Genomic DNA, 26,661 nt, shown 5'->3' on the forward strand with positions numbered 1-26,661 from the left:
CCACCGTGGTGACTCATGACAAGAATGTTGGACGAAGAAAAACCGAAAGGGAAGACCAGCTCCAGAGCGTAACCATCCGATAATGCCTTATAAAAACAGACTACCCTGCACATGGTATGTTTTGTGCTTTACAAAATCCCCCTATAGCCGGAGAGTAGAAATCAGTTTTTGCCCCCCTCTAAAGAATCAGAAAGAAGAAACTCAATAGAGTCCGATTTTGTGGCGGAAAAATATTTTTATTTTTTTTCCGCCCCCCCGACACCCTGCTCACTTTATGAGCTAAAACACCACATTGAGCACAAGTATTTACTTCCCCTACAGCTCTTGCTGTAGGGGGTTATCACTCTTCTTCAAACGCAGATACGGAAGTTGAGCGACCGGAGGTCCTTCGGTATCGACGCACCAAACCCTGTCTGGTCAATTTCTGGTAACTTTTCAGCGCACAAAAAACATGCAGGTTAGTTCATCCGTTTTTTGACAGAAAATGGGCTGACTTGTTGGAGGAACCGAATGCGTGAGAGAGCGAAAAGGTAATTCTATAAAGGGAAAAATCCTCGATAGCAGCACCTACCGACAACCGGATCCGGGTGTTGAGTCAGGGGCTCCTTGCACAGTATCTCGCCACTTGGTTCACCCTATGCAAAAACATGCCAGAAACTGGGGGTGCAAGGTTGACACCCCAGTCCAGAAAGGGTTTAATGCGCGCCGTTGCCCAGATAGCTCAGTCGGTAGAGCAGGGGATTGAAAATCCCCGTGTCGGCGGTTCGATTCCGTCTCTGGGCACCAACTATTCCTCCTTAGTTCAGTCGGTAGAACGGCGGACTGTTAATCCGTATGTCACTGGTTCAAGTCCAGTAGGAGGAGCCAAATTCGAAAGGCCCGCTCAGATGAGCGGGCCTTTTTGCATCTGTCATTTACTCACATGCCGGGGCTAGTAGTGGTTTTCGTCCCCATGCCATACGTGTCCGGCCGAGCAGGCCCGGGCGACTTCGTGGCAGGGGTCGTCCGCATGGCGGCGGAAGAAGTGCTGATCCTGTTGCAGCAGGAGCGAACTCATCGAGTGGCTCATGCCAGCCAGTGCCTCGCCGGCGGTCAATCCTGCACCCCGGTGATCTGTGGCCAAATGAGCCAGGACTTTTTCACGACTGTTCATGATCGCCTCCCTCTGTGGATCCGGTCGTAAATTGACCATAGCAGCCGTACTCTGCATACCGCAAACCCGCGTCAGCAAAGGGCTACAGGCAGGTCCCGACCTGCTGCTCCGGCATGAAAAAACCCGCTCATGACAAGCGGGTCTGTTTCACTCAGCTAACCGCCGTTGCAGGCCGCCAGCAACAGAGTGGCACCACAGGTGGCGCTGAACACCAGCAAACCCACCTGCAGCACCCCCTCCGGATCCCTCTGTGTGCGTCTCTTGCGAACACGTATCCATCTCGGCTTCATCGAGCCAACTCCATCCAGTTTCCTGCACCCGGGGTGCTGACCTATCCCTGCCCGTCCCGGCAGACGGCTCATCTTTGTCCAGTTGCAGCCCGCCGTCAACCGCGGCGAAACCACACCTTGTACGGCACCGACCTCAGGCTCCATCTCTGTTAACAATCTGGAAAACTGGCGTGACCCGCTCCTGCGCCAGGGCTATGATGAGGCCGACGATTTTCCTACCCTCAGGGAGACCCCAGATGAGCAGCCCCTTGCACTATGTGCTGGATGGCATCCATTGCGAGCCACACTTTTTTACCGTGCCCCTCGACCACCAGCATCCCGACGAGGAGGCGACCCTCACCCTGTTTGGCCGCACCCTCTGCCGCAAGGACAAGCTGGATGATGACCTGCCCTGGCTGCTCTATCTGCAGGGGGGCCCGGGGTTTGGCGCACCTCGCCCGACCGCCGATGGCGGCTGGATCAAGCGGGCCCTGCAGGAGTTTCGGGTGCTGCTGCTCGATCAGCGCGGCACCGGCCACTCCACCCCCATCAGTGCTGACGCCCTGGCGGGGATGACCCCAAGTGAGCAGGCGGACTACCTCGGCCATTTTCGCGCCGACAGCATAGTGCGCGACGCCGAGTACGTTCGCGAGGTGCTGAGCCCGGGGCGCCCCTGGAGCCTGCTCGGCCAGAGTTTCGGCGGCTTTTGCAGCCTCACCTACCTCTCGTTGTTCCCGCGGAGCCTGCACGAGGTCTACCTCACCGGAGGCGTGGCCCCCATCGGGCGCAGTGCGGATGAGGTCTACCGCGCCACCTACCAGCGGGTAGCGGACAAGAACCGCGCCTTCTTCACCCGCTTCCCCCATGCCCAGGCCCTGGCCAACCGGCTGGCCAACCACCTGCACCACTACGATGTGCGCCTGCCCAACGGCCAACGTCTGACGGTGGAGCAGTTGCAGCAGCAGGGGCTGGATCTGGGGGCCAGCGGCGCCTTCGAGGCACTTTACTACCTGCTGGAAGACGCCTTCATCGGCGAACGCCTCAACCCCGCCTTCCTCTATCAGGTGCAGGCCATGCAGCCGTTCAACACCAACCCGGTGTTCGCCATCCTGCACGAGCTCATCTATTGCGAAGGGAGTGCCAGCAACTGGGCGGCCGAGCGGGTGAGAAGGGAGTTCCCTTCCCTGGCCTGGGCGCCAGGCAAAGATTTCGCCTTCACCGGTGAGATGATCTTCCCCTGGATGTTCGAGCAGTTCCGCGAGCTCATTCCCCTGAAGGAGGCCGCCCACCTGCTTGCCCAGAAAGCGGACTGGGGTCCCCTCTACGACCCGGCGCAGCTGGCCCGCAACACTGTGCCGGTGGCCTGCGCCGTCTATGCCGAGGACATGTACGTGGAGTTTGACTACAGCCGCGACACCCTGAAGGGGCTTGGCAACAGCCGCGCCTGGATCACCAACGAGTACGAACACAACGGCCTGCGGGTCGATGGCGAGCGGATCCTGGATCGGCTCATCCGCATGAACCGGGATCGCTGATCCCGCCGGGCGCACGCCCGCAGCAAGACAACAAGTTCGAGGGCGGCCCATGAGCCGCCCCGCCCATGGAAGCAACACAAAACAACAAGGACACCCATTGGATCATCCGGAAATCTCGGCCGGCTGGCTGAGTCGCCTCTTCTATCGCTGGACCGGCCCGCTGCTGCACAAGGGGCTCACCCAGCCCCAGGTCAGTCTCGACGATCTCTATCCCCTGCTGCCGGAAGACAGGCGCGACGGCCGCGCCGACGCCTTCCTCGCGCTCACCGCCCGCCAGCCGGTGCGCCCCTGGCCCCTGACCGCCTTTATCTGGCGCCATTACAAGGGACGAATTGGCCTGCTCACCCTGCTGCAACTGCTCGGCATGCTCGCCACCCTGACCAGCCCCTGGCTGCTCAACCACAGCATGACCCAGCTCGGCACCGATGCCACCACCGGCCACAAGCTGCTGCTGGCCCTGGCCCTGTTCGCCTCCGTGCTCGCCGCCGGCATGCTGGCGGAGCACTCCCTGCAACTGGCCCTCAAGATGCACGTGCCCATCCGCCGTCTGCTGGCCGAATCCCTGCTCGCCAAGGTGATGAAGCAGGGTGGCAAGAGCTTCGACGACAGGGCCGGCGGCCGGGTTCAGAACCTCATCAACCGGGACGTGTGGGACATCACTTGGATTCTTGCGGACCCCGCCATGCCGGTCACCATGGCGCTGCAACTCATCGGCACCATCGCCCTGCTGGTGTGGCAGGTGGGCAGTGCCGGTCTGGTGGGCTTCGCGGTGCTGGCCCTGCTGCTGCTCATTTCCACCCGGGTGGTACGGCGAATGAACCAGCAGGAGCAGCAGCTCAAGCGTCAACAGGACGAGCGCAACGGCATCCTGGCGGAATACATCAAGAAGCTGCGGCTGGTGCGCCAGAACGGGCTTGGCCCCTTCTTCACCCGGGCGGCCAACACCAAGCGCCAGCAGGAATTGGGGGTGCTGGGCCGGGTGCTCAGGCTCGATGCCATCAACGAAGGGCTGATGCTGAGCACTCCCCTGCTGGTGACCCTGGCCACCTTCACCACCTACCTGGCGTCGGGCAACACCCTCACCCTGCCCCAGGTGTTCACCACCATCGCCCTGTTTACCGTGCTGCGCATCCCCATGATGCGACTGCCCTACCTCATCCGCACCCTGATCAACTTCAACACCGGCTTCAACCGGCTGTGCGAGTTCCTGAACAGCCCGGAGCAGCATCGGGAACTCGATGATCCCGCCCTGCCGGCGGGGGCCCTCCACCTGGAAGGCGTCAGTGCCCTGCACCAGCAAAAACCGGTGCTCGAGGGAGCCAACCTCGCCATCGCACCGGGGGAGCTCGTGGGGATCACCGGGGCCACCGGGGCGGGCAAGAGCTGCCTGCTGCATCTGGTTGCCGGCTTTGACAGCGAGTTTGCCGGCAGCATCCGTCGCCACGGCCGGGTTGCCCATCTGGGCCATAAACCCTGGCTGATGAACGACACCATCCGCAACAACATCCTGTTCGGCCAGCCCTGGCACGCCGAGCGCTATCGTTGGGTGCTCGGCGCCTGCGCCCTCACGGCCGATCTCGCGCTGCTCAGCCACGGGGATCAAACCCTGGTGGGCGAGCTCGGCACCCGCCTCTCCGGCGGCCAGCAGCAGCGGGTCGCCCTGGCTCGCGCCCTCTACGCCCGGGCCGATATCCTGCTGCTGGACAACCCCTTGTCTGCGCTCGACCCCATGGTCGCGGCCCAGGTACTGGAGCAGGGGCTCGTCTTCAAGCCGGGGCCGACCCGGCTCCTGGTGAGCCACGACCCGGATGTGCTGGCCAGGTGCGATCGGGTGATCCGCATCGAGCAGGGGCGCCTGGTGGAGCTCGATGCCCACCAGTTGGCGGATCTTGTCCAGCATCCCCAGCCCGCCCCGCCGGTGCCCCCTCAGGAGGCGGAGCAGTTCAGCGAGGAGAAAGTGGTGGAGGGCAAGGTGGACTGGGGACTGTTTGGCTTCATGTGGCAGCGCCTCGCCGCCCCCGGTGCCATCCTGCTCGTCCTGCTGCTCACCCTGGGCCAGGAAGGGCTGCGCATCGCCTCGGATCTCTGGCTCGGCGGCAAGGCCGAGGTGAGCGACGTCACGACCCTGCTCGGCATCTATGTGCTGCTGGGGGCGGGCTCCCTCGCCTGCATCATGGCGGTGCGAGTCATCAACTACAAACTCGGCCTCAAGCTGGCCTGGACCCTGTTTGACGGCATGCTGGGGCGCATCAGCCGCGCCCCCATGGCCTTCTTCGACAAGGTGCCCCAGGGGCGCATCCTCAACCGCTTCGACCGGGATCTGGGGGAGGCGCAGGAGATGCTGCTCTCCATGCTGGTGGGACTGTTCGGCATGCTGGTGTCCGTGGCCTTGCAGGTGGTGGTGATCGGCATCAATATTCCCCTGCTGCTGCTCATCGCCCCCCTGGTGGGATGGGCGCTCTATGTGTTGCAGCGCCGCTACCGGGCGGTGCAACTAAAGCTGCGGCGCCAGTCCTCGGTGCTGCGCTCCCCGCTCTACATCAGCATCAGCGAGACCATCCGCGGCGCCCCCGCCCTGCGCCTGGCAGGGGCCGAGCGTTTCGCGCTGGACCAGGTGCTGCACCACTATGACAACAACCTGCGCAGCTGGTACACCACCACCTCCATCAACCGCTGGCTCGGCATGCACCAGACCCTGCTCTCCGCCGCCCTGGTGGGTGCCGTGGCACTCATGGTGGCCTTTGGCAACAGCCCGCTGCTGGGGGCTGTTGCCATCACCTATGCCTTTACCGCTTCCGCCATGCTCAACTCCCTCATCCGCACCTTTGCCGAAGTGGAACAGGTGATGAACGCGGTAGAGCGGGTGCGCGAATACAGCGACATAGAGAGCGAGCGCCAGGAGGGAGAGGCACTCGCCACCCCTCACCCCGCAGTGCGCTTCGACAACCTGGGGCTGCGCTACCCCCAGACCAGCCAGTGGGCACTGCACAGGGTGAACTTCGAGCTGGCCCCAGGTGAAAAGGTGGGTGTGTGCGGGCGTACCGGGGCAGGCAAAAGCTCCCTGCTGGGGGTATTGCAGGCCATGTATCCCGCCTCCCAGGGGGAGATCTTCTACGGCAATCAGCCACTATCACGACTTGCACCGGAGGCGGTGCGCGATCTCTACGACACCGTCTCCCAGATCCCGCTCACCTTCTTTGGCTCCTTGCGGGCCAATCTGGCGCCTCTGACCGAGCATGAGGACGCCATGCTTGAGCAGGCGCTTGCCCGGGTGGGACTGGCCGAGCGCTGCGCCGGGCGGCTGGACGAGGATCTCGACAGGCTGCAACTCTCCGCTGGCGAGACCCAGTTGCTGGTGATCGCCCGCATCCTGCTGTCGCGCCGACCGCTCATCGTGCTGGACGAGGCCACCTCGGACCTCGATCACGGCGGCATGCGCAAGATGGCGGAGCTGCTCTACCGCTACCGGCCGGAGGCCAGCTATCTGGTGATCGCCCACCATCTGGAGCCGCTCTTGTCGGTAGACAAGGTGGTGGTGATGGAGGCCGGCACCGTGGTGGAGCAGGGTTCGCCGGTGAGCCTGCTGGCCAACTCCCACTCCCGCTTCCACCAGCTGTTTGCCGGCCAGGTCAACCGTCAGGTGCCCCAGACGGCATGAGCACCAAAAATAACAAGGGCTGCCCCCGGGCAGCCCTTGTTGCTTGAGGAGAGCCTCAACGCTCCATGATCTGGGTGATGTCGTCCTTGTTGATATGCACTTCCCTCCCCTCTTCATCGTAATAGCGATACATGCCTGTGGTCTCGTCCAACCTGGGTTTGCTGTCGGTGGCAATCATCTTGCCATCCTTGGTGCTCATGATGTATTGGGAGCTACACCCCGCCAATCCCAACAGACAAATCAGCATCATCACAGCTTTCATCACTCTCCCCTTCTTCACGCTCACCCTGGCGGTGATAGGTGAAGCCTAGCTCAGTATGGGTTTCTGACTGCAGCAGCCATAAAATTAGAGCAAAAAGTCAACCCTGCCAGGCAAGCCTCATACGACACCCTAGTCAGGCGCCAGAAACAAAGCCATAACATCCGGCATACTGAGTTATCAACATGTGGTCTCATACCCGGCTATTTAATGTGCCTTCTGATCAAACAAAGGAATAATCCGATATCAGCCGTAGGAATTGTCTGATATATGTTGCAAAAAATACACTTTTGATAGATTTCCGCGCGGAAAACAAATGTCATTGTCATTGCCAATACAATCAATAATTTGACGCTTTGACCATCGGGTGCGACGCACACTGTCAGTCAGCCTGGAAAAATAACAAAAAATACACATCCCATGCCGATTTGCCCTTCGGATGCGGTAGCCATGTCTTTTTACTCCCGACCAGCATGGACGTTGTGACACGCATCATAATGAGCGAAGACACAATAATTACCGTGCACGGGGCAACACGCTAACGCCAAGTACCAGTCATGCCATCCCTGCCCCTGCGGGTGGTTTGCTCCTCATGCTGACAACACTGAGCATACCCGGACCTTCCATATACCTGGGTGCCTTGCATATAAAAACGTCACACAAGCATGTTCTAATATACGGGGCTTGTTATTTTTCACGGATATATAAAGAAAGTCTAATTTACTCAATCGCCGAGTAAACACCCTATTTATTACCCACCATCTTCAGCAATCTGAACAAACACATTGCAAGGCTTTACCTAAAATGAAATTTATAACAGCGCCATGGATATTAGCTGCGATTAGTTTAAATGCATTCGCTGCGCCGCAAATCAGCCCGCAGATGATGGAACAATTCAAGCGCCTCCCCGCTGATCAGCAGCAGGCTCTGGCCAAGCAATACGGTATTTCTGTCGACCAGTTCCAGAATGCCAGCGCCATGACCCCTGTCACCCCGTCAACGCCGGTAGCGGCGCCACGGGAGGTCGACTACAGCCAGGTATCCCAGCGCCCGCTGATCGCAGGGGTAGCCCAGCCAGGGGAGCTCCAACCATTCGGTTACAATGTGTTCGCCGGGGAACCCATTCTGGATGCCCCCGTGACCGACATGCCCGTTGCTGATGATTATGTCATTGGCCCGGGGGATGAAATCCATGTACAGCTGTATGGCAAGGAAAACGCGGTCTATGACCTGAGTGTCGGTCGCGAAGGCTTCATCGATTTCCCCAGTCTCGGTCCCATCTCCGCCAGTGGGTTGACCTTCCAGCAATTCAGAAGCGACCTTGAAACCCGGATCAAGGAGCAGATGATAGGCGTCAATTCCTTCATCAGCTTTGGTTCCATGCGCGCCATGCAGGTCTTTGTGATGGGGGATGCCTATCGCCCCGGTGCCTACAATGTCAGCGGCATGGCGACCGTCACCCAGGTCTTGCAGGCGGCTGGCGGCATCGACACCGTCGGCTCCCTGCGCAAGATCCAGGTCAAGCGGGCCGGACAGAAAGTCATCGATGTGGATCTGTACAAGATGCTGGTCTGGGGGGATACCAGCCAGGATATTCGCTTGCAGGCGGGGGATACCGTCTTCGTCCCGGCCAAAGGCAGTGAAGTGTCCATCAGCGGACTGGTCAAGCGCCCCGCCATCTACGAATTGAGAAATTCGGCGCCCCTGGCGGACGTGCTCGCCCTGGCCGGTGGCGTAAAGGCGTCAGCCTTGCAGGAAGTCTCGGTAGAACGCCATACGGACACCGGTCTGAAAGTCTTCAACCTGACGCTGGCCAATGGCCATGACCGTCAGTTCAGCATCCGGGACGGCGACAAGATTTCGGTCAAACCGAGCAGCACCGAGTACAGTCAGGCCATCGTCGTCAAAGGGGCCGTAGTACGTGATGGCGTCTACAGCTACACCCCGGGCACCCGCATCAGCAACCTGCTCAAGAGCGTTCAGCGGGATCTCATCTCCGCGACCGATCTGAGCTATGCCCTGGTCGTCCGGGAAGTGGACTCCCAACGCAATATCAGCGTGATCCAGTTCAACTTGGGCAAGGCGCTGCAACAGCCGGGCAGCAAGGACGACGTGGTACTCCAGGCCAGGGACCAGGTACTGGTGTTCCGCAACGATGCCACTGACCGGCTCAGAGAGACTGCCGCAACCTCGACCAGAGTGAAGGATCTCAAGACCAAGACGAGGGAGATGGACAACGCCGCCATGATGCGGACCGATGTTTCCACCGGCGCCGATGTCAAGAGTGACGAGCTCAACAATGACTCTCAGATCAAGCTCTCCTCCCTGTCCGACAAGACCGCCACGGACGCAGTGGTCGCCGATTCACGGCAAGCCCTTCTGGCGCCTGTCATCGAGCGCCTGAAGGCACAGTCTACCCTGGGTCAGCCGGTGAAGATCATGGAAGTGCGTGGCGAAGTGAAATACCCGGGCCTCTACCCGCTGACCGACAACAGCCGCATGTCCGATGCCATCCTGGCCGCCGGCGGATTCAACGAGCAGGCCAACGTGGTCGAACTCTCCCGCGTCAATGAGCGGGGCGACAGCATCCTGGTACAGAACGAACGATTCTCGCTGGATACCGCCAACAGCCCTTACGGTTCACCGCTGCTGCAATCCAAGGACAACATCAACGTCCTGCCCCATCCCCAATGGCGGGAAGAGGCGACCGTCCAGGTCTTCGGTGAAGTGAAATTCCCGGGCACTTACACCGTGCGCAGGGGAGAGAGCCTGCACGATCTGATCGAGCGCGTGGGTGGCATCACGACCTACGCCAACCCCAACGGGGCCATCTTCGCCCGCAAGGCCCTGCGCAAGCAGGAGGAAGAGCGGCTGGTGATGCTGCGCGATGAACTTCGCCAGGAGATCTCGACCATGACCTTGCGCAGACAGAGCACCATTGCCAACTACAGCAGCTCCCCTGCCGAAGCCATGTCGGTGGTCAACCAGCTGGAAAACAGCAAGGCCATAGGACGCATGACCATCGACATGCCAGCCCTGCTGGCCGGAGAGAAGCAGTCAGACGTCCTGCTTGAGGATGGCGACAAACTCTATATCCCGACCATGCAGAACGTGGTCTCCATCGCGGGCATGGTGCAGTTCCCCTCTTCCCATATCTACAAAGAGGAGACCAGCATCAACGAGTACATCAGCCTGGCCGGTGGTACCAAGAAACAAGCCGATACCGATCGCGTCTATGTCATCAAGGCCAATGGCAGCGTGATGCTGCCCAATGACAGCTGGTTTGGCGGACGCAAGAGCCTGGAGCCGGGGGACACCATCATAGTGCCGGTGGATTCCGACTATCTGGACAACCTGAGCATCATGTCTTCGGCGACCCAGATCATGTATCAGTTGGGCGTCGCCTGGTCCGCCATCAAGTAACGCGCTGGACGCGTCCAGTCATATTCCATAGGACTCATCAAATCATCATGGAAGCACAAAAAGCGAACGTCATTCCCTTGCCAAGGGATCTTGCTCCGGCAAGCGATGAAATCGACCTGCGAGAGCTGGCTATTGCCCTGTGGCAAGGCAAGTGGTGGCTCTTTGCCACCACATTGATCGCTACCTGTCTCGCCGTTGCCTTCGCACTGTGGAGTCCCAACATCTATCGTGCAGAAGCGCTCCTGACCCCCTCCCTTGAACAACAGGGGGGAGGACTCTCCGCGCTGGCCTCCCGCTTCGGCGGGCTGGCCAGTCTGGCCGGGGTCGATCTGGGCAATAAAGGAGGAGACAAGGCTTCCATCGCCATCGAGGTGGGCAAGTCGCGGCTGTTTCTCGGGGAGTTCATTCGTCGCCATCAACTGGCCGTCCCCCTGATCGCCGCCACCGGCATGGATAAAACCACGGGGGAGCTGCTCATCGACCCCGAGGTCTATGACACCCAGTCCCATCAGTGGGTCCGCGAGATGCCGCCCGGCAGGTCTCCAGAGCCCACTGACTGGGAGCTCATCAAGGCGTTCAGGAGCCTGGTCAATCTCAACAGCGACCCCAAGACAGGGCTGCTGACCGTCAGCGTCGACTTCTACTCCCCGCAACTGGCAAAACAGTGGGTGGACTGGTTGATCGACGATCTCAACAGCACCATGAAACAGCGGGATCAGGAGGAGTCAAAACGCAATATCGCCTATTTGACCGAACAACTCTCCAAGACTTCCGTTGCCGATATGCAGAAAGTCTTTTATCAATTGATAGAAGAGCAGACCAAAACCTTGATGCTCGCCGAAGTCAATCAGGAATATGTCTTTAAAGTGCTTGACCCTGCCGTTATCGCCGAAGAGAAAATAAAGCCGAAACGGGCACTCATCGTCGTATTGGGTGCCCTCTTGGGCGGCATGTTGGGGGTGATGATAATTTTGGTTCGATTTGCATTCCGTCATGATAAAAAATAATGGATGCAAATTGATCAAAAACGATGGCTTGCCATCACAATAGAGTAGAACGATCGTCGACTATTCTGATTTTATAAGGGAAATATATGAAGAAGAGTGTTTTGATTATGACTGCACTGCTGGCCCTGTCCAGCCCGACCATGGCTGCTGAAGAAGTCGCTGCTGGCGCAGGCGCCAGCACTGGTGGCGCCGCTGCCGGTGCCGGTGCTGCTAGCGCTGCTGCTGTCGGTGGCATCACCGCTGGTGCCATCGCCGTTGGCGTAGCCGCTGCTGCTGCCATCGGTGTTGCCGTTGCCGTTGCCAGCAACAACAACGACGACAACCCCTCGACTGTCACCAGCACAGCTCGTTGATATAATGAAATAAAGACTGCCTCAGGGCAGTCTTTATTGTTTTTCTATTTATTCAGTGATGCTTTCATGCTAATCAAGCGCATTCTTTTATTGCTATCAATGTTGTTGTTTGGCTGTGCAGACAGCAACGTTGATAGCTATCAACAGCTCAAATATATCTTCACTGCGGATGATGAGATAACCATTTCCCCGGAAGCCATCGAAAAGCTGCCCTATGCCAGTGCATTGCTCACCGTTGATGACAGACCACCTGTATTGCTCGTGCTCGCCTTTGCCGAGGGGGATCGCCTCTCCTGGGTCAGCAGCGACAGAGGCTTGATAGTGACCGAGCATGGTCGAATTACCAAGACGCTCAAGCTGGATAATGATCTTCGCTATTTCGCCGCCACCATGGCGGATCCCTTGAGTCAGGCCGTCATTCCAGGCGATGCCCAATTCAGTTATCTGGCCGAATGGGCGCAACTTCGCCACAGCGGAAGAAACCTCCACGCCACCTTCAAACAGCTGGCCGATGAAAATCTGGATATCAATGGCGCCGTGCTGACGACCTCCCTCTACGAAGAGACGGTCCAGTCGGTGAAGGATGACCTGACGTGGCAGAATTATTACTGGCTGGACAAAAAGACGGGCTTGGTCAGAAAAACCATTCAGCACATCGGCCCTGACAACAGCACCATCGAGATGGTCTTCACCAAGCCCTATGCACCATGAAAAAAATCATACTCTCGCTTCTGATTGGCTATGCCCCATGGCTTCATGCCGACAGCATCACCCGGGTGATGGTCGGCCATGCCAGCAAGACCACCATTTCCCTCTCCGATAGCCAGCGTCTGGAACAACTATTGAATGCGCCCGGCTTGCCCGGCGACGTCTACTGGCCTGCCGCCATCATCTCCTCCCCCGCCCAAGATGAGTCTGCACAGCAAGCCAAAGAACAACTGCTCAGCGATCTGAAAGCCCTCCAGGTTCTATGGATGAGAGCGCATCAGGGAGGTCTGGTTCAGGCCACCCAGCAACTGCTGCGCGAGCTGGATCAGCTCGATGTGGCCGGCCGGATTGACATCAAGCTGGATCCGGATCTCAGCAGAGTGGAGCCTGCAAACAACCCTCGTCTGTCTGGCGACTATTCTCTCTATCTCTCTCGCAGGCCATCCAGCCTCTACCTGCTGGGATTGATCAACAGTCGCAGGTCCATGCCCCATGAACCCGCCAAGGGGCTGGCTGAATATTGGCAGGGCCACAGTCTGCTACCCGGCGCCAACCCTGGCGAGGTCTATCTCATCCAGCCGGATGGCCGCGTACAGTTGTCCCCCGTCGCGGTGTGGAACGAATACCATATCGAGCCCATGCCGGGTGCAACCCTGTTTGCCGGTTTCGATCCGGCGCAGTTGCCTGCCCAGTTCAAGAACATCAATCTCCGTATTGCCGACATGATTGCTAATCGGATACCCGAGTAATGCTGACCAGAATCGCCACTCTCTCGCTGCTTGCCTCCCCCTTCGCGTTTGCCAACACGGACAGCTTCTCGCCTCTCCTCCCCACCCAGAGTGATTTTGGTGGCGTGGGCCTGCTCCAGATGCCGACGGCACGCATGGCTCCGGAAGGCGAGTTTTCATTCAACTACATGGATGACCAGGAATACCGGCGCTGGTCCATCTCCATGCAGCCATTCTCCTGGCTGGAAGCCACCCTGAGATACACCGACATTCGCACCCGGCTCTACAGCAATGACGAGAATTTCAGTGGCGACCAGACCTACAAGGACAAGGGGCTGGATGTCAAAGCCCGACTCTGGACCGAATCCACCTGGCGCCCACAGGTCTCTGTGGGCCTGCGCGATGTGATGGGGACCGGGCTCTTTGACAGCGAATACATCGTCGCCAGCAAACGCTACAAGAACCTTGATTTCACCCTGGGAATGGCGTGGGGAAACATGGGTCAGAGCGGCAACATCAAGAACCCCTTCTGTGAAGTCCGTGAAGGCTGGTGTCAGCGTGATGACGGCTTCTCGGGCAGCGGCGGCAAGTTTGAATTCGGCAGCCTGTTCCATGGCCCGGCGGCCCTCTATGGAGGGATAGAGTACCAGACCCCCTGGCAGCCCCTCAGGCTCAAGCTCGAATACGAGGGCAACGACTACAGTCACGAGTCGGCGGGGGCCATCGTTCAGAGCACCCCCATCAATGTGGGCATCGTCTACCAGCCTTACGATGTGTTCGACATGCACCTCAGCTATCAGCGCGGCAATACCCTGATGTGGGGGCTGACATGGCATACCAACTTCAACGACCCCTCCCTGTCGCTGCCCAAGGTCATGGATCCCCCCGTTCCGGCCTATCAGGCCAGCCAGGTCGACTCCCTGGAGCAGGTCGACTGGTCGACGCTCTCTTCCCAGCTGGCCAGCAATGGGGGCTGGCAACAGACCTCACTCTACAGTGATAAGGAGACCCTGACGCTGGAGGCAGAGCAGACCCGATACAGGGATCAGGCCCAAAGCGAGCAGCGAGCCACCCTGCTGGCCGTCAATGCCCTGCCTTCCACGGTGAAAGAGCTGCGCATCATCGAGCAGAAGCAGGGGATGCCCCTGCAGGAGAGCCGAGTCGATCTCGACTCCGTGCGTCGTGCCAACAGCGATCTCCCCCTAGGCCAGACACAAGAGATTGAGGTCAGCCGCCAGCCACCGGCCCCCGTCGAAGGCACACTGCGCCATGGAGCCGAACCCCGCTCATGGGATTTCAAGATAGTGCCCAAGCTGAGCCAGTCCATCGGGGGAGCCGAGAGTTTCTACATGTACCAGCTCGGGTTGAATGCCAACACCGACTGGCACATGACCGAGCACGACTGGGTGAGCAGCACCGTCTTCGTCAACCTCGTCAACAACTACGACAAGTTCAATTATACCGAGCCGCCGCCCGATGGAGAGGCCCTGCCCCGGGTCCGTACCTGGGTGCGGGAGTATGTGACGTCATCGAATGTGCTGCTCAACAACCTGCAGCTCACCCACATGGACAAGTTTGCCGATGGCTGGTACGGCCAGGCCTATGGCGGCTATCTGGAGATGATGTATGCCGGTGTTGGCGGGGAGGCCCTGTATCGCCCCTTCAACCGCAACTGGGCCATCGGCGCCGATCTCAACCTGGTCAGGCAGCGGGACTGGGAGAACACCCTCCAGCTCGCCGATTACCAGATCGCCACCGGCCATGTCACCACCTACTGGCAACCAGCGTTTCTGGACAAGGTGACCGCCCAGATTTCGGTGGGTCGCTACCTCGCGGGGGACTATGGCGCCACGTTCAACTTCGCCAAGACCTTTGATTCTGGGATCAGCGCCGGTTTCTTTGCCACCTTCACCAATGTGTCGGCAGAAGAGTACGGCGAAGGGAGCTTCACCAAGGGCCTCTACATCACCATCCCGTTCGACCTGATGATGTTCAAGTCCACCATCGACAGCGCCAACATCAGCTGGGTCCCCCTGACCCGGGACGGCGGCCAGATGCTGTCGAGGAAGTACGGCCTCTACGACCAGACCAGCGTGGCCTCCTTCTGATCCCGGTTCACCATGCCTTGCAGACAAAAAAAGCACCTTCCATGAAGGTGCTTTTTTATTTCCGCTGCTCGGCATTGCCGTCTTAGTTGCCTGGCTTGCGCTCGCCGGTGACGGTGGGGTTGGCCGGATCCATGCTCCACTCGAACCAGCCGCCGTCGTAGACGCTGATCCGCTTCCAGTCCATCAACCAGGCGTAGAAGAACGCCTCGGAGGCGCGCCAGCCGGTGCCGCAGTAGAAGGCGGCCTGCTGGGTCGGCTCGATATTCCACTCATCCCACATGGCGAGGATCTCGCGGGCGGGCTTCATGGTGCCGTCCGGGTTGTGGAAGTCGCTCATGCTGTTGGCATCCACCCCGCCATGACCCCATCTGGCCCCAGGAATGTCCCCCTTGGGCTTGATGTAGCTGTAGCCCGAGGTATTGCCCACGAACTCGTCCCAAGTGCGCACGCTGACCAGGGCGCCGTCCGGTTGCTTGAGCAGGGCCTTGGCCTGGTCAAGGGTGGTGTAGAACTCGGGACGGGCGGGGATGGCCACGCCAAACTCCCTGGCCGGCTCAAACTTGTTGGCCAGACCGGTCTCGGTGCGCAGATGCTGCACGAACCAGGCCTCCAGCCCGCCGTCCAGCAGCCGCACATCCTCGACCCCCGCATACATCATCAGATGGGCCGCACGGGCCGCCGCCATGGTGTTGCGGCCATAGAGGATGACGGTGGTGTCATGACGGATGCCGTTCTCCAGCAGCAGCGCCTTGAGCGCCTCGTCAGAGACCTTGTTCCACAGCGGCTCCCCTTCCAGCCGGTTGGTATCGATGTAGCCGGCTCCCGGAATGTGGCTCAGCAGATAGGCCTTGGGGGATCCCCAGTCCACCTCGAACACCTTCCACTCCCCCTTGGGGGCGGCGATGACCGGCTTGCCTGCCTGCAAGTCTGCCAGCCAGAGCGGATGGACCAGCTGCTGCCAGCGTGCCAGGTGCTCCCGGGGCGCCTCTTTCCATCCCTGCAGCTCGAACAGCTGCTTGATGCCCTGCTGGCGCAGCAGACGGGCCACCTCGGCCACCTCGCGAGGGGTGCCATAGAGGGCGACGGGTTTGTCGGCCTTCAGCCCCTTGCTCGCAAGCGCCACAGGCCACTCCTCGTCACTGTATTTCCACTCTGCGGAGAGCAGCTCGGCACCGGCCACATGGCCCCCCTGCTTCTCCCCGTCCATGGGCCAGCCCTGGTAGAAATAGCTCGGGCGGGTATCCAGGATCACCGCCTCCTTGCCCTTGGCATCCGCCAGGGAGAGCGGGGGCAGCTCAGCGGCCAGCGCGGGCCAGGCACACCAGAGCAGCAAGGCGGTCAGGCAGCTTCGCCACAGTCCAGTCATTCGTTTCATGATGTCGTCTCGATGCATAGTGAAGAGAGTTAAAAAATGGAGCGGCCCAGGCGCTCGGCCAGCAGCTCCAGCGCCGCCGTCCCGGCCAGGGAGTTGCCCGCCTTGTTGAGCTCGGGTGACCAGACGCAGATGGAAAGCTCTCCCGGGATCAGCGCCATGATGCCGCCCCCCACTCCGGATTTCCCCGGCATGCCGACCCGGTAGGCGAAGTCGCCCGCCTCGTCATAGAGGCCGCAGGTGGCGAGCAGGGCATTGACCTGCTTGGTGGTACGGGCCGGCAGCAGGGGCGTGCTCTCGCCAAGGGGCACGCCCCGGTTGGCCAGATAGACGAAGGCTCGTGCCAGATCGACGCAGCTCATGCGGATGGCGCAGGCATTGAAGTAGCTCTGCAATACCTTGTCCACCTCGTTCTCGAAGTTGCCATAGGCCTTCATCAGATAGGCGATGGCGGCATTGCGGGCGGAGTGCTGGTACTCGGAGCGCGCCACCACCTGATCCGCCATGATGGCCGGGTTGCCGCACAGGCGGCGCACCAGCTCCAGAGTGCGTTGGCGAGGAGCGGTGAGCCGGGTTTCCAGCAGATCGCTCACCACCAGGGCACCGGCGTTGATGAAGGGGTTGCGGGGAATGCCCTGCTCGAACTCCAGCTGGACGAGGGAGTTGAACGGCTGACCGGAGGGCTCCTTGCCCACCCGGGCCCAGATCTCCTCCTCCTGATAGAGGGTCAAGGCCAGCGTGAGGCTCAGGGCCTTGGAGATACTCTGGATGGAGAAGGGCTCGAAAGCGTCACCTGCGGTGAACAGTTCCCCTTCAACGGTACAGACCGCGATCCCCAGCCGGTCGGCAGGCACCTGGGCCAGGGCGGGAATGTAATCGGCCACCTTCCCCTGCCCGAGCAGCGGACGCACCTCTTCCAGGATGCCGGCCAGTAATTCGGATGACAACACCATTGGCTATTCCATGACGTGAAACGAGGCGGGGCCAGCCCACCGACAAAAATCCCGCCGGCGGCGGGATTTTCTATCTGCCCGGGAGGCAGTCAGATATCAGGCCGGCTCGCCGTACCAGAGATCGAACAGCTCGGTGACCACCACGGCCTCCAGCCCTTTGCCTTGCAGCCAGGTCTGAACGGCGGAACGGTCTTCGTCGGTGCACTTGCCGAGCTGCTGGGTGCAGATCATCCCTTCCCAGGCCAGGTGACCCGAGCCGGCGAAGGCCAGCTTGCGAGGCTCAATCACCTCGTCGATCAGCGCATCGACCACGGCATCAATGGTCTCTTCGGCGGTGCCGACCGGGAAGTTGAAACTGATGTCGAACCCCATTTCCTGGAATTCATCGACGCGCAGTTTCTTGCGCAGACGGCGGCTACGGTTGGCCATGATAGCTCCTTAGTTGATACGTTGACTCAGTTGACTCGTTTGAAAATCAGATCCCAGACACCGTGGCCCAGACGATGGCCACGCTGCTCGAATTTGGTCAGGGGGCGCCAGTCGGGACGGGGCACCCAGTTGCCGGTGGCGGAGGTGTTCTCGTACCCCTCGGCGGCGCTCATCACCTCCAGCATGTGCTCGGCGTAGTTCTCCCAGTCGGTGGCCATGTGGAAGACGCCACCGATGGCAAGCTTCTGGCGGATATCCTGGGCAAAGGCAGGCTGCACGATGCGACGCTTGTGGTGGCGGCTCTTGTGCCAGGGGTCCGGGAAGAAGAGCTGCAGGCAGGAGAGAGAACCGTTCGGGATCATGTGCTCCAGCACTTCCACCGCATCGTGGCAGATGACGCGCAGGTTGGTGACGCCCGCCTCCTGGGCGGTGCCCAGGCAGGCGCCCACACCCGGAGAGTGCACCTCGATGCCGATGAAGTTCTTCTCGGGGGCGTTCTTGGCCATCTCCACCAGGGAGGCGCCCATGCCGAACCCGATCTCCAGCACCACGGGTGCCTCGCGGCCAAACAGGGCCACCATGTCGAGCGGCTCTGGTGCGAAATCGATGCCCATGACCGGCCAGAGCTCTTCCAGGGCCTTCTCCTGCCCTTTGGTCAGGCGGCCTTCGCGACGGACGAAGCTGCGGATCTTGCGCATGAACTTGCCGTCTTCGTTAAACACATCTTGGGTCACAGACATAGTAAATTGCTCGTTATTGCATCGCTCTGGAACAGAGCCGACATAAATGGATCGCTCGTTATTGCATCAGTTCGCAAAAACAGGGGAGCGAATTATCCCAAGATAGGCACAAGGCGCAAGTGTTTCCCACAACAAATCCCCCGGGACTGCCCACTTCCACCGGCAAGGTTGACAAATGCCACCCCCTTCACAGAATCTGCCGGACGTCGGGTTCATCCTGACGCGGAAAAATAAAACCATATACAACAAAGGATTGCAGTATGAAGAAAACCCTGTTGGCCCTCGTCCTGCCTGCCCTGCTGGCCGGTTGCAACCCCTCTGACAACGACTCCCAACCCCCTGCCCCCGCGGCTCAGGCCCATGAATTTCTGGTGCAACTGAGCTCTGGCGCAGAAGGGATAGGCGCTCGCCCCACTGGCACCGAGGCCGAAACCCGCGCCGCCGCCTGGATCCAGGATCACCTGGCCGGCTGGGGTTACGAGGTGCAGAACCAGCCATTCACCTACACCCGGGGCGGCACAGACCGAACCTCCCAGAACATCGTCGCCGAGCTCAAGGGTCAGAGCGACAAGGTGATCCTCATCGGTGCCCACTATGACAGCACCGGCGAGAAGAAAGGATCCGAAGGCGCCACCGACAACGGGGCCGGCGTCGCCGCCCTGCTGGCGGTTGCCGAGGCACTCAAGGGAGAGACCCTGCCCTACACGGTGCGCTTCGCCTTCTTCGGCGCCGAGGAGAACGGCCTCAACGGCTCCAAAGCCTATGCCGCCAGTCTCGACACCGCGCCAAGCTGCTGGCCATGGTGAACTACGACACCATCGCCGGGGGCGACATCGTCTATGTCCACTCGGCCCACTCCGACGTGGCCGAGTACAACTGCGCCGACCCAAGCCGCTACAGCTTCGATCCCAAGGTGCGCGATCGCCTGCTGGCCATCTCCCAGCAAACCGCCACCCCGTTCGCCATCCACCCCAGCTACAGCGGCTACCCGGAAGGGGAGACCGGCAGCTGGTCCGATCATGCCCCCTTTGCCTGCCTGGGGGTGCCCATCGCCTACGTGGAGGCCACCAACTTCACCATCAACGGGGAAGATGGCTATGACGGCTACTCCCAGAGCACCAATCCGGCACTGTGGGACTGCTACGACGACGCCACCAAGAGCGCCTGCGACCGGGACAGCGAGACCCAGTGGGGCAAGATCTGGCACACGGAGCATGATCGCCTCGACAAGATGGCCGAGCTCTTCCCGGGCCGGATCGAGCAGCAGCTCGGGGCCAACACCGACCTGATGATCCGCTTCCTCAAGGCGCCGGGGCTCTGACCCCCACCCCGCCCGATGCCCCCCTGACAGGGGTTTTTGCGCCCCTGACCGGGGTCGGGACGATAAAATTCGGGCAGGTGCCAAACCTGCCCTTTTTTATGGATTTTTGTGACAGCCATTGCCTCATTTCTGAAATCTGATACAAACGGATAACCTGGCGGTTGAATGGAGCGACCGCCACCTAGTCAGAGAGAACCCTATGCAGCCGTTTTTTGCCCAGCGCTTCGAGAAGGTCGAGCCTTCCTTTATCCGCGAAATCCTCAAAGTTGCCGCCAATCCGGAGATCATCTCCTTCGCTGGCGGCCTGCCCAACCCCCATCTGTTCCCGGTCAAGGCCATCGAGCAAGCCTGCCAGGACGTGCTGCGCGAGCAGGGAGCCGCCGCGCTGCAATACGCCACCACCGAGGGCTTTGCCCCGCTGCGCCAGTTCATCGCCGATCGCTACCTGAGCCGCCACGGCATGACCGTCAATCCTGACAACATCCTCATCACCAGCGGCTCCCAGCAGGCGCTGGATCTGCTGGGCAAGGTGCTGGTGAACGAGGGGCAGGATCTCATCATCGAAGAGCCGGGCTACCTTGGCGCCATCCAGGCGTTCTCCGTCTATCAACCGAACTTCAAGCCCATCACCCTGGGTGAAGAGGGGCTGGATCTGGCCGCGCTGGATGCGCTGCTGGAGCAGGGCTCCAGCGCCAGGCTGCTCTACGGCGTGCCCAACTTCCAGAACCCGAGTGGTGTATCCTACAGCCGCGCCAACCGGGAAGCCCTGGCCGAGCGCCTGGTGCGCCACGATCTGCTGATGGTGGAAGACGACCCCTACGGCGAGCTGCGCTTCGAAGGGGAGCACCTGCCCCCCATCGCCAAGCTGGCCCCCCACAACACCGTGCTGCTCGGCTCCTTCTCCAAGACGGTGGTACCCGCCTTCCGCCTGGGCTGGATGGTGGTGCCGGACTGGCTGCGCAAGAAGGTCACCATCGCCAAGCAGGCCACCGACCTGCACAGCAACGCCTTCAGCCAGCAGGTGCTGCACCGCTTCCTGAGCGACAACTCCCTCGACGCTCACCTGGAGAAGATCAAGGAGGTCTATGGTCGCCAGCGTGCCGCCATGGAAGCCGCCCTCGCCCGCCACTGTCCGCCCGGCGTCAGCTACACCCGTCCCGAAGGGGGCATGTTCCTCTGGCTGACCCTGCCGCCCAGCGTCAGTGCCATGGCCCTGTTCGACGAGGCCATCAAGGAGAAGGTGGCCTTCGTGCCCGGCGCCCCCTTCTATGTGCGCCCCGAGATCCAGAACACCCTGCGCCTGAGCTTCTCCTGCGTGGATGAGGCGACCACGGAAGAGGGGGTTCAGCGTCTGTGCCGCGCCCTGGCCCGCATGCTCTGAGCCATCCGGCCATAAAAAAACCAGCGACCCGGTCGCTGGTTTTTTTTACCTCGCGCTTGCCCCTCAGCGCCCCTGCCCGGCCAGCTGGCTGACAAACTCCTGCATGGGCATGGGCCTGCCAAACAGGTAGCCCTGCAGGAAGGTCACCTCGCGGGCCTTCAGATAGTCGGCCTGCACCTGATTCTCCACCCCTTCCGCCACCAGTTGCAGACCGAGCCGGGTCGCCAGATCGATGACGTTCTCCACGATGTGGCTGGAGAGCGCGTCCGACCCAATCATGCCGACGAAGCTCTGATCGATCTTGAGGAAGTCGACCTGGAAGGTCTGCAGGTAGGTCAGGCTGGAGTGGCCGGTGCCGAAATCGTCGATGGCGATGAAGACCCCGAGGGCATGCAGCTCGGCAAAGAGCCGGTCCGTCGTCTCGTCCGCCACGATGAGCTCGCGCTCGGTCAGCTCCAGCACCAGCTTGATGGGATTCCCCTTGAAGGCGTTGATGAAATCCCGGCAATCTTCCACCAGGCTCAGATCCTTGCAGTGGCTGGCGCTGATGTTGAAGCCGAAGTGGAACCCTCGCGGCAGATGGTGCGCCTTGCCCGCAAACTGTTCGCGCACCTGCGCCATCAGCAGCCGGGTCATGGGCACGATGAGGCCACTGTCCTCTGCCAGGGGAATGAAGCGATCCGGCGAGATCATCCCCTGACGGGGGTGTTGCCAGCGCATCAGCACCTCGCAACCGCTCCATTGGCCGTCCTCCCCGTTCACCACGGGTTGCAGATAGGGGATGAACTCCTGCTGGGAGAGTGCCCGTTTCAGCTCCTGGGCCGGCGACGTCGAACGGCCCATCAGCCAGAAGACCGCCACCCCGAGCAGCAGGCTCAGCAGAGGATAAATAATGACGCCCACCTTGGAGTAGTCCCAGATGTGGGCACGGTACTCATCCACCGACACCGTGGTCACTACCTTGAACGGGTACCTGGTCGAGACCTGTTCTAGATAGCCACTGCGGTCCTTGGGGATCAGCTTGTCGGTGAGCTCGCTGTTTCGCAGCAGCATCTCGTTGCCGACCACCAGCCCCAGTGGGGAGTTGCGGCTCAGCATGTCCAGGATGTTGAGCAGGTAGTAGCCGTCGACCCCCACCAGCACGCTGAACTCGCCCACCTCTTCCCGGTAGGCGATGAGGGGGCGATTCGGGGTGACCGGGTTGCCCTTCATCAGGTCTAGCCTGCCCCCGACATAGTCATCCAGTTTGATGCCGCCATCGACCGGGCCATAGAGGGAAGAGCAGTAGATCCGATCTCCCCTGGCCAGGTTGACGCTGCGCACATCCGGCACAGTGGCCACCTGATCCCTGAGCCCCTGCACCACCTCGAGACAGGGTCTGCCCAGGCTGCCGGTGAGGGCCGACGCCGCCAACTGGGCATTGTCCAGAGTGCGGTCGAACATGACCCTGGCATGTTCCAGGCGCGCCACCGCATCCTGTTTCACGCCGGTGGCGGTCTGCCAGATGACGATGACGAGCCCAAGGAGCATGGGCAACAGACCGGCCAGCAAGGCACAGAGCAGCCGGACATAGAATTGACGCACCTTCAAACGTCGAAATGGCATAACGGCCCTCATGAACATGGCGAAAAAGCGCTCGAGTTTACCCGCTGGCGCCCGTTTGGCAAGCCGGAATGAGCCCCTGATACCGCCGCGCCACGGCGCCCCCCGTGGTCGCAACGCCCGGCAACCCCGTGGACAAAGGGGGCGGCGTCTTGGGAGACAAAAATCATAATGCTCATAAAAACAGGAGCTTGTCCATCGGGCACCCAGGCTCTAGAGTAGACCCTAGAGCGTCAGGGAGGCAGGACATGAAGATACTGATCACGGGGGGCACGGGGTTTATCGGCCGCCGTCTGGTGGCACACCTCAAGGTGGCGCACGAAGTAGTCGTGCTGACCCGCCAGGGCAGCCGGGCCTACGAGCTGCTCGGCCACGATGTCACCCTGCTGGACAGTCTGGACAGGCTGGATCACCTCAATGACGTGGACATCGTCATCAACCTGGCCGGCGAACCCATCGCCGCCGGACGCTGGAGCGAGTCCCGCAAGCAGTTGCTCTGCAACAGCCGCTGGCTGCTGACCGAACAGCTGGTGGATCTCGTCAAACTCTCCAGCACGCCCCCCAGATTGCTGCTCAATGCCTCCGCCATCGGCTGGTATGGCCGCCAGGATGACGCCCCTCTGGATGAAACATGCCAGAGCCCTCACGACGAATTCACCCACCGTCTCTGTCAGCGGTGGGAGCAGCTTGCCCAGCAGGCCCGCTCAGCCCAGACCCGGGTCTGCATCCTGCGCATCGGCCTGGTACTCGGCATGGAGGGGGGCGCCTTGCCCAGGATGCTGCCCCCTTACCGCCTCGGCCTCGGCGGCCCCATGGGCAGCGGCACCCAGATGATGAGCTGGATCCACGTGCAGGATCTGGTGCGGGCCATGCTGTTTCTCATCGAGCACGGCGAGTGTGAGGGCATCTTCAACGGCACGGCCCCGCAACCGGTCAGCAATCGCCGATTCAGCGAGACCCTGGCCGCCACGCTCCATCGCCCGCACCTCTTCTTCGTACCGGCCCCCCTCCTGCGACTCCTGATGGGAGAGGCGGCGGATCTGCTGCTCACCGGACAGCAGGTACTGCCCGCCCGCTTGCAGCAGGCCGGTTTTCACTTCAGTTTCCCGGCCCTGCCCGGCGCTCTGGACAATCTGCTGCACTCACCCCGTTGACCCAATGACACATCCCGACCGAGGTCGGGATGTGTCGAGCCATCAGAGCAGCCCCTGCCCCAGTCCCCTGAGCCGGTCGCTCAGGGTACCCGCCAGCAGTTGGCGGCGCATGCCCTGTCCGGCCAGGGTCACCAGCACGGCCCCAAGCAGGGGGAGTGCAACCCAGATGGCCCAGTGGAACTGCCACTGCGCCCCCTCCCACCACCACTGCAGACCGAAGGAGCAGAGCTCCACCACCATGGCGGCGCAAAGCCCCGCCAGGGCACCGCTCGCCACCAGCTCCCAGCGCAACATCTTCTCGAGCAGGGCGCTGCCCGCCCCCAAGGTGCGCATCAGCAGCAGCTCCCTGCGGCGATGGGCCATGCCGGCCTGGGTCTGGGTCAGCAGCACCAGCAGGGCGGCCACCGTCACCAGCCCGAGCATCAACCCCAGGGCGCGGCTCACCTGATCGGAGACCAAAGTGAGGCGGCCTATCAGATCCTCCACATCGATGAGGCTCACCGTGGGGTGGCGGCGGATGAGTTCCACCTCTGCCCCTCGCCCCTCAGGCGGCAGACGATAGCTGCCGAGCCAGGTCTGGGAGAAGGGGGCCAGCACGTCCGGCGAGAAGATCATGTAGAAGTTCGGCCTCATGTTGTCCCACTTGATGGACCTCAGGCTGGTCACCCTGGCCTCGAACGCCCGCCCCTCTATGGTGAAGCCGAGCACGTCGCCGAGCGCGATGCCGAGCCGTCCCGCCAGTGCCTCGTCGACGGAGACCTCCCCCTTGCCGGCCAGCCATTGACCGGCAGTGACCTTGTTGTCGGCGGGCAGGGCCGATGTGGTGGTGAAGTTGAGCTCCCTGTCCACCCCCTCCCGCGCCGCATCCTCCCCCACCGCCTCACCGGCGATACGGGTCAGGCGCCCGCGCACCATGGGGTAGAAGTCCGAGGTGATGGCCCCGGCCTGGTGCAGATCGGCCAGGATCCCTTCCCGCTCGCTGTCCGCCACATTGACCAGGAAGCGGTTCGGGGCGTCGGCAGGCAACCGGGTGGAAAAATCCTCCAGCAGATCGACCCGCGCCGCCCACAGCAGCCCGAACAGCATCAGGGCCAGGGCGAAGCCCGCCAGCTGGAACAGACCACTGCCCCGCTCCCGGGAGAGGTGATTGATGGCCAGGCGCAGGGCATGGGGCCCCTTGAGCCGACTGCCAAGACGCAACAGCGCGGAGGCGAGCAGGGCCAGCAGCGCCATCAACACCCCCATGCCGCCGATGAGCCCGCAGGCCAGCCTGATGTCGGCGGTAAAGCCCCACACCAGGGCAAACAGCCCGATGAGCCCCACGGGCACCGTCAGCCAGGGGGGAATCCCCGCCTCCAGCTCCCGGCGCAGCACCCGCAGCGGCGGTACCTTGAGCAGCCTAAGGAAGGGAACGAACGCCAGCATCAGGGTGATGAAGAAGGCGACCGCGAGGCCCAGGGCGAAGGGTCGCCAGGAGGGGGGCGGCAGATCCGCAGGCAGCAGCTCCCCCAGCAGGTTCAGGGTCAGCCACTGCATGGCGCTGCCCGCCACCAGCCCCATCAGGGCCCCCACCAGGGTCAGGGAGAACAGCAGGGTGCCCATCAGTTGCCACAGGGTGCGCCGTGAGGCCCCCAGGGTCTTGAGCAGGGCCACCATGTTGGTCTGGCGCTCGGCGAAATGGCGCACCGCTATCCCCATGGCCAGGGCGCCGAGCAGCACGCCGGCAAGGGATGCCAGACGGAAGAAGCGCTCGGCATTGCCCAGGGATTTCCCCACCTGGGTACCCTGATCGTCGGGTTTGACGAGCTTCTGCCCGGCGCTCAGCCTGGGGTTGAGCCAGGCCTCATAGCGGGCGATGGCGTCACGGGGCCCCTTGACGAGATAGCGCCACTGCTGGCGACTGCCCGGCAGCAGGGCCCCGGTCGCCTCGATATCGGCGCTGTGGATCAAGGCCCTTGGCGCCATCTGGAAGGGGGTGAACCCCTGATCCGGCTCCTGGCCCAGCTCCCCTGCCACCGTCAGCCGGGTGTTGCCGACCTCGAGTACCTCCCCCACCTTGGCGCCGAGCAGCTGCATCACCCTGGCTGAGAGCCAGATCTCGCCGGGCGCCGGGGCGCGCTGGGGAGTGAGCTCCAGCTTGCCGTAGAAGGGAAAATCCCCGGGCACGGCGCGGATAGAGGCCAGTTGCAGGGTATCGCCGTGAAACAGCATGCTGTTGAAGCTGACCGTGGTCTGCACGGCCAGCCCCTCCTGATGCGCCTGCGCCAGCCACTCTGCCGGTGCCGGCGTCGCGGAGCGCAGCACCCTGTCCCCTCCGATGAAATCCCGCCCGGAGGCCTTGAGCCCCGCGTCCAGCCGATCCGCCACCAGAGCCACGCTGAGCACGCAGGCGACGCTCAGCGCCAGCGCCAGCACAAACCAGCGCAGCTCGCCGCTGAACCCTTCCCGGCGCAGCAGCTTCAATCCCAGTCGCCACTGACTCATGACGCCTCCCTCACCGTCCATGCT

At 61.6% G+C, this 26,661-nt stretch carries 19 protein-coding genes, 2 tRNA genes and 1 pseudogene; 13 read left to right on the top strand and 9 right to left on the bottom strand.

The window, feature by feature from the left end:
- The first annotated feature begins 710 nt into the window (after window positions 1-710).
- Window positions 711-786 (top strand) — tRNA-Phe (locus H7R73_RS18330).
- Window positions 787-791: 5 nt separating this feature from the next.
- Window positions 792-867 (top strand) — tRNA-Asn (locus H7R73_RS18335).
- A 64-nt stretch (window positions 868-931) separates the two neighbouring features.
- Here the strand turns inward: H7R73_RS18335 and H7R73_RS18340 are convergent.
- Both H7R73_RS18340 and H7R73_RS24430 read right to left on the bottom strand, forming a co-directional pair.
- Complete coding sequence (locus H7R73_RS18340) at window positions 932-1,153, bottom strand: hypothetical protein (protein ID WP_103259619.1); 222 nt, start codon at window positions 1,151-1,153, stop codon at window positions 932-934.
- A gap of 155 nt (window positions 1,154-1,308) precedes the next feature.
- Window positions 1,309-1,443 carry a hypothetical protein gene (locus H7R73_RS24430; RefSeq protein ID WP_080560565.1) on the bottom strand — a complete coding sequence of 45 codons (135 nt, stop codon included), beginning with the start codon at window positions 1,441-1,443 and terminating at the stop codon, window positions 1,309-1,311.
- Window positions 1,444-1,679: 236 nt separating this feature from the next.
- On the opposite strand from H7R73_RS24430, the gene H7R73_RS18345 reads away from it, so the two are divergent.
- Together H7R73_RS18345 and H7R73_RS18350 are read left to right on the top strand one after the other, a co-directional pair.
- The gene (locus tag H7R73_RS18345; protein WP_103259618.1) at window positions 1,680-2,957 is read left to right on the top strand and encodes an alpha/beta fold hydrolase; all 1,278 of its coding nucleotides are present in this window, start codon (window positions 1,680-1,682) and stop codon (window positions 2,955-2,957) included.
- A 97-nt stretch (window positions 2,958-3,054) separates the two neighbouring features.
- The gene (locus H7R73_RS18350; protein WP_103259617.1) at window positions 3,055-6,615 is read left to right on the top strand and encodes an ATP-binding cassette domain-containing protein; all 3,561 of its coding nucleotides are present in this window, start codon (window positions 3,055-3,057) and stop codon (window positions 6,613-6,615) included.
- A gap of 55 nt (window positions 6,616-6,670) precedes the next feature.
- Here the strand turns inward: H7R73_RS18350 and H7R73_RS18355 are convergent, their stop codons facing one another.
- A complete protein-coding gene (locus tag H7R73_RS18355; RefSeq protein ID WP_010675497.1) occupies window positions 6,671-6,877 on the bottom strand; it encodes a YgdI/YgdR family lipoprotein in 207 nt (68 codons plus the stop codon).
- An 879-nt stretch (window positions 6,878-7,756) separates the two neighbouring features.
- Between H7R73_RS18355 and H7R73_RS18360 the strand changes: the two genes are divergently transcribed.
- The 6 genes from H7R73_RS18360 to H7R73_RS18385 all read left to right on the top strand — a co-directional run bounded on the left by H7R73_RS18360 (window position 7,757) and on the right by H7R73_RS18385 (window position 15,201).
- On the top strand, window positions 7,757-10,297 hold the full coding sequence (locus H7R73_RS18360) for an SLBB domain-containing protein (RefSeq protein WP_182951358.1): 2,541 nt from the start codon (window positions 7,757-7,759) through the stop codon (window positions 10,295-10,297).
- A gap of 47 nt (window positions 10,298-10,344) precedes the next feature.
- Complete coding sequence (locus H7R73_RS18365; RefSeq protein WP_041215738.1) at window positions 10,345-11,304, top strand: Wzz/FepE/Etk N-terminal domain-containing protein; 960 nt, start codon at window positions 10,345-10,347, stop codon at window positions 11,302-11,304.
- Between the two features lie 107 nt (window positions 11,305-11,411).
- The gene (locus H7R73_RS18370) at window positions 11,412-11,657 is read left to right on the top strand and encodes a hypothetical protein (protein WP_158657300.1); all 246 of its coding nucleotides are present in this window, start codon (window positions 11,412-11,414) and stop codon (window positions 11,655-11,657) included.
- A 66-nt stretch (window positions 11,658-11,723) separates the two neighbouring features.
- Window positions 11,724-12,368, top strand: a complete 645-nt coding sequence (locus tag H7R73_RS18375) for a YjbF family lipoprotein (protein WP_158657299.1) — start codon at window positions 11,724-11,726, stop codon at window positions 12,366-12,368.
- Window positions 12,365-13,114 (top strand): capsule biosynthesis GfcC family protein, encoded by a 750-nt coding sequence (locus tag H7R73_RS18380; protein ID WP_103259613.1) that lies wholly within the window; start codon window positions 12,365-12,367, stop codon window positions 13,112-13,114. The genes H7R73_RS18375 and H7R73_RS18380 overlap by 4 nt, the downstream gene beginning before the upstream one ends.
- Window positions 13,114-15,201, top strand: coding sequence for a YjbH domain-containing protein (locus tag H7R73_RS18385; protein ID WP_103259612.1), 2,088 nt, complete (start codon window positions 13,114-13,116; stop codon window positions 15,199-15,201). The genes H7R73_RS18380 and H7R73_RS18385 overlap by 1 nt, the downstream gene beginning before the upstream one ends.
- An 82-nt stretch (window positions 15,202-15,283) precedes the next feature.
- Here the strand turns inward: H7R73_RS18385 and H7R73_RS18390 are convergent, their stop codons facing one another.
- The 4 genes from H7R73_RS18390 to trmB form a co-directional block, all read right to left on the bottom strand.
- The gene (locus H7R73_RS18390) at window positions 15,284-16,567 is read right to left on the bottom strand and encodes a sulfurtransferase (RefSeq protein ID WP_412674083.1); all 1,284 of its coding nucleotides are present in this window, start codon (window positions 16,565-16,567) and stop codon (window positions 15,284-15,286) included.
- Between the two features lie 38 nt (window positions 16,568-16,605).
- On the bottom strand, window positions 16,606-17,526 hold the full coding sequence (gene glsB, locus H7R73_RS18395; RefSeq protein ID WP_010675499.1) for a glutaminase B: 921 nt from the start codon (window positions 17,524-17,526) through the stop codon (window positions 16,606-16,608).
- A 96-nt stretch (window positions 17,527-17,622) separates the two neighbouring features.
- Window positions 17,623-17,955 (bottom strand): YggL family protein, encoded by a 333-nt coding sequence (locus H7R73_RS18400; RefSeq protein WP_039040181.1) that lies wholly within the window; start codon window positions 17,953-17,955, stop codon window positions 17,623-17,625.
- Between the two features lie 26 nt (window positions 17,956-17,981).
- Complete coding sequence (gene trmB, locus H7R73_RS18405) at window positions 17,982-18,695, bottom strand: tRNA (guanosine(46)-N7)-methyltransferase TrmB (protein WP_010675501.1); 714 nt, start codon at window positions 18,693-18,695, stop codon at window positions 17,982-17,984.
- A 260-nt stretch (window positions 18,696-18,955) separates the two neighbouring features.
- Here trmB and H7R73_RS18410 point away from each other — a divergent pair.
- Window positions 18,956-20,016: pseudogene (locus H7R73_RS18410) on the top strand (M28 family metallopeptidase).
- Between the two features lie 199 nt (window positions 20,017-20,215).
- Window positions 20,216-21,397, top strand: coding sequence for an aminotransferase-like domain-containing protein (locus H7R73_RS18415; RefSeq protein WP_103259609.1), 1,182 nt, complete (start codon window positions 20,216-20,218; stop codon window positions 21,395-21,397).
- A 63-nt stretch (window positions 21,398-21,460) separates the two neighbouring features.
- Here H7R73_RS18415 and H7R73_RS18420 read toward each other — a convergent pair whose 3' ends face one another.
- The gene (locus H7R73_RS18420; protein WP_103259608.1) at window positions 21,461-23,002 is read right to left on the bottom strand and encodes an EAL domain-containing protein; all 1,542 of its coding nucleotides are present in this window, start codon (window positions 23,000-23,002) and stop codon (window positions 21,461-21,463) included.
- 245 nt (window positions 23,003-23,247) lie between these two features.
- Between H7R73_RS18420 and H7R73_RS18425 the strand changes: the two genes are divergently transcribed.
- On the top strand, window positions 23,248-24,153 hold the full coding sequence (locus tag H7R73_RS18425) for a TIGR01777 family oxidoreductase (protein ID WP_103259607.1): 906 nt from the start codon (window positions 23,248-23,250) through the stop codon (window positions 24,151-24,153).
- Between the two features lie 42 nt (window positions 24,154-24,195).
- Here H7R73_RS18425 and H7R73_RS18430 read toward each other — a convergent pair whose 3' ends face one another.
- Complete coding sequence (locus H7R73_RS18430) at window positions 24,196-26,637, bottom strand: ABC transporter permease (RefSeq protein WP_103261088.1); 2,442 nt, start codon at window positions 26,635-26,637, stop codon at window positions 24,196-24,198.
- Window positions 26,638-26,661: the final 24 nt, after the last annotated feature.

This window comes from Aeromonas sp. WP2-W18-CRE-05 (genome assembly GCF_014168615.1).
In the GTDB taxonomy this organism is placed as follows: domain Bacteria; phylum Pseudomonadota; class Gammaproteobacteria; order Enterobacterales; family Aeromonadaceae; genus Aeromonas; species Aeromonas caviae.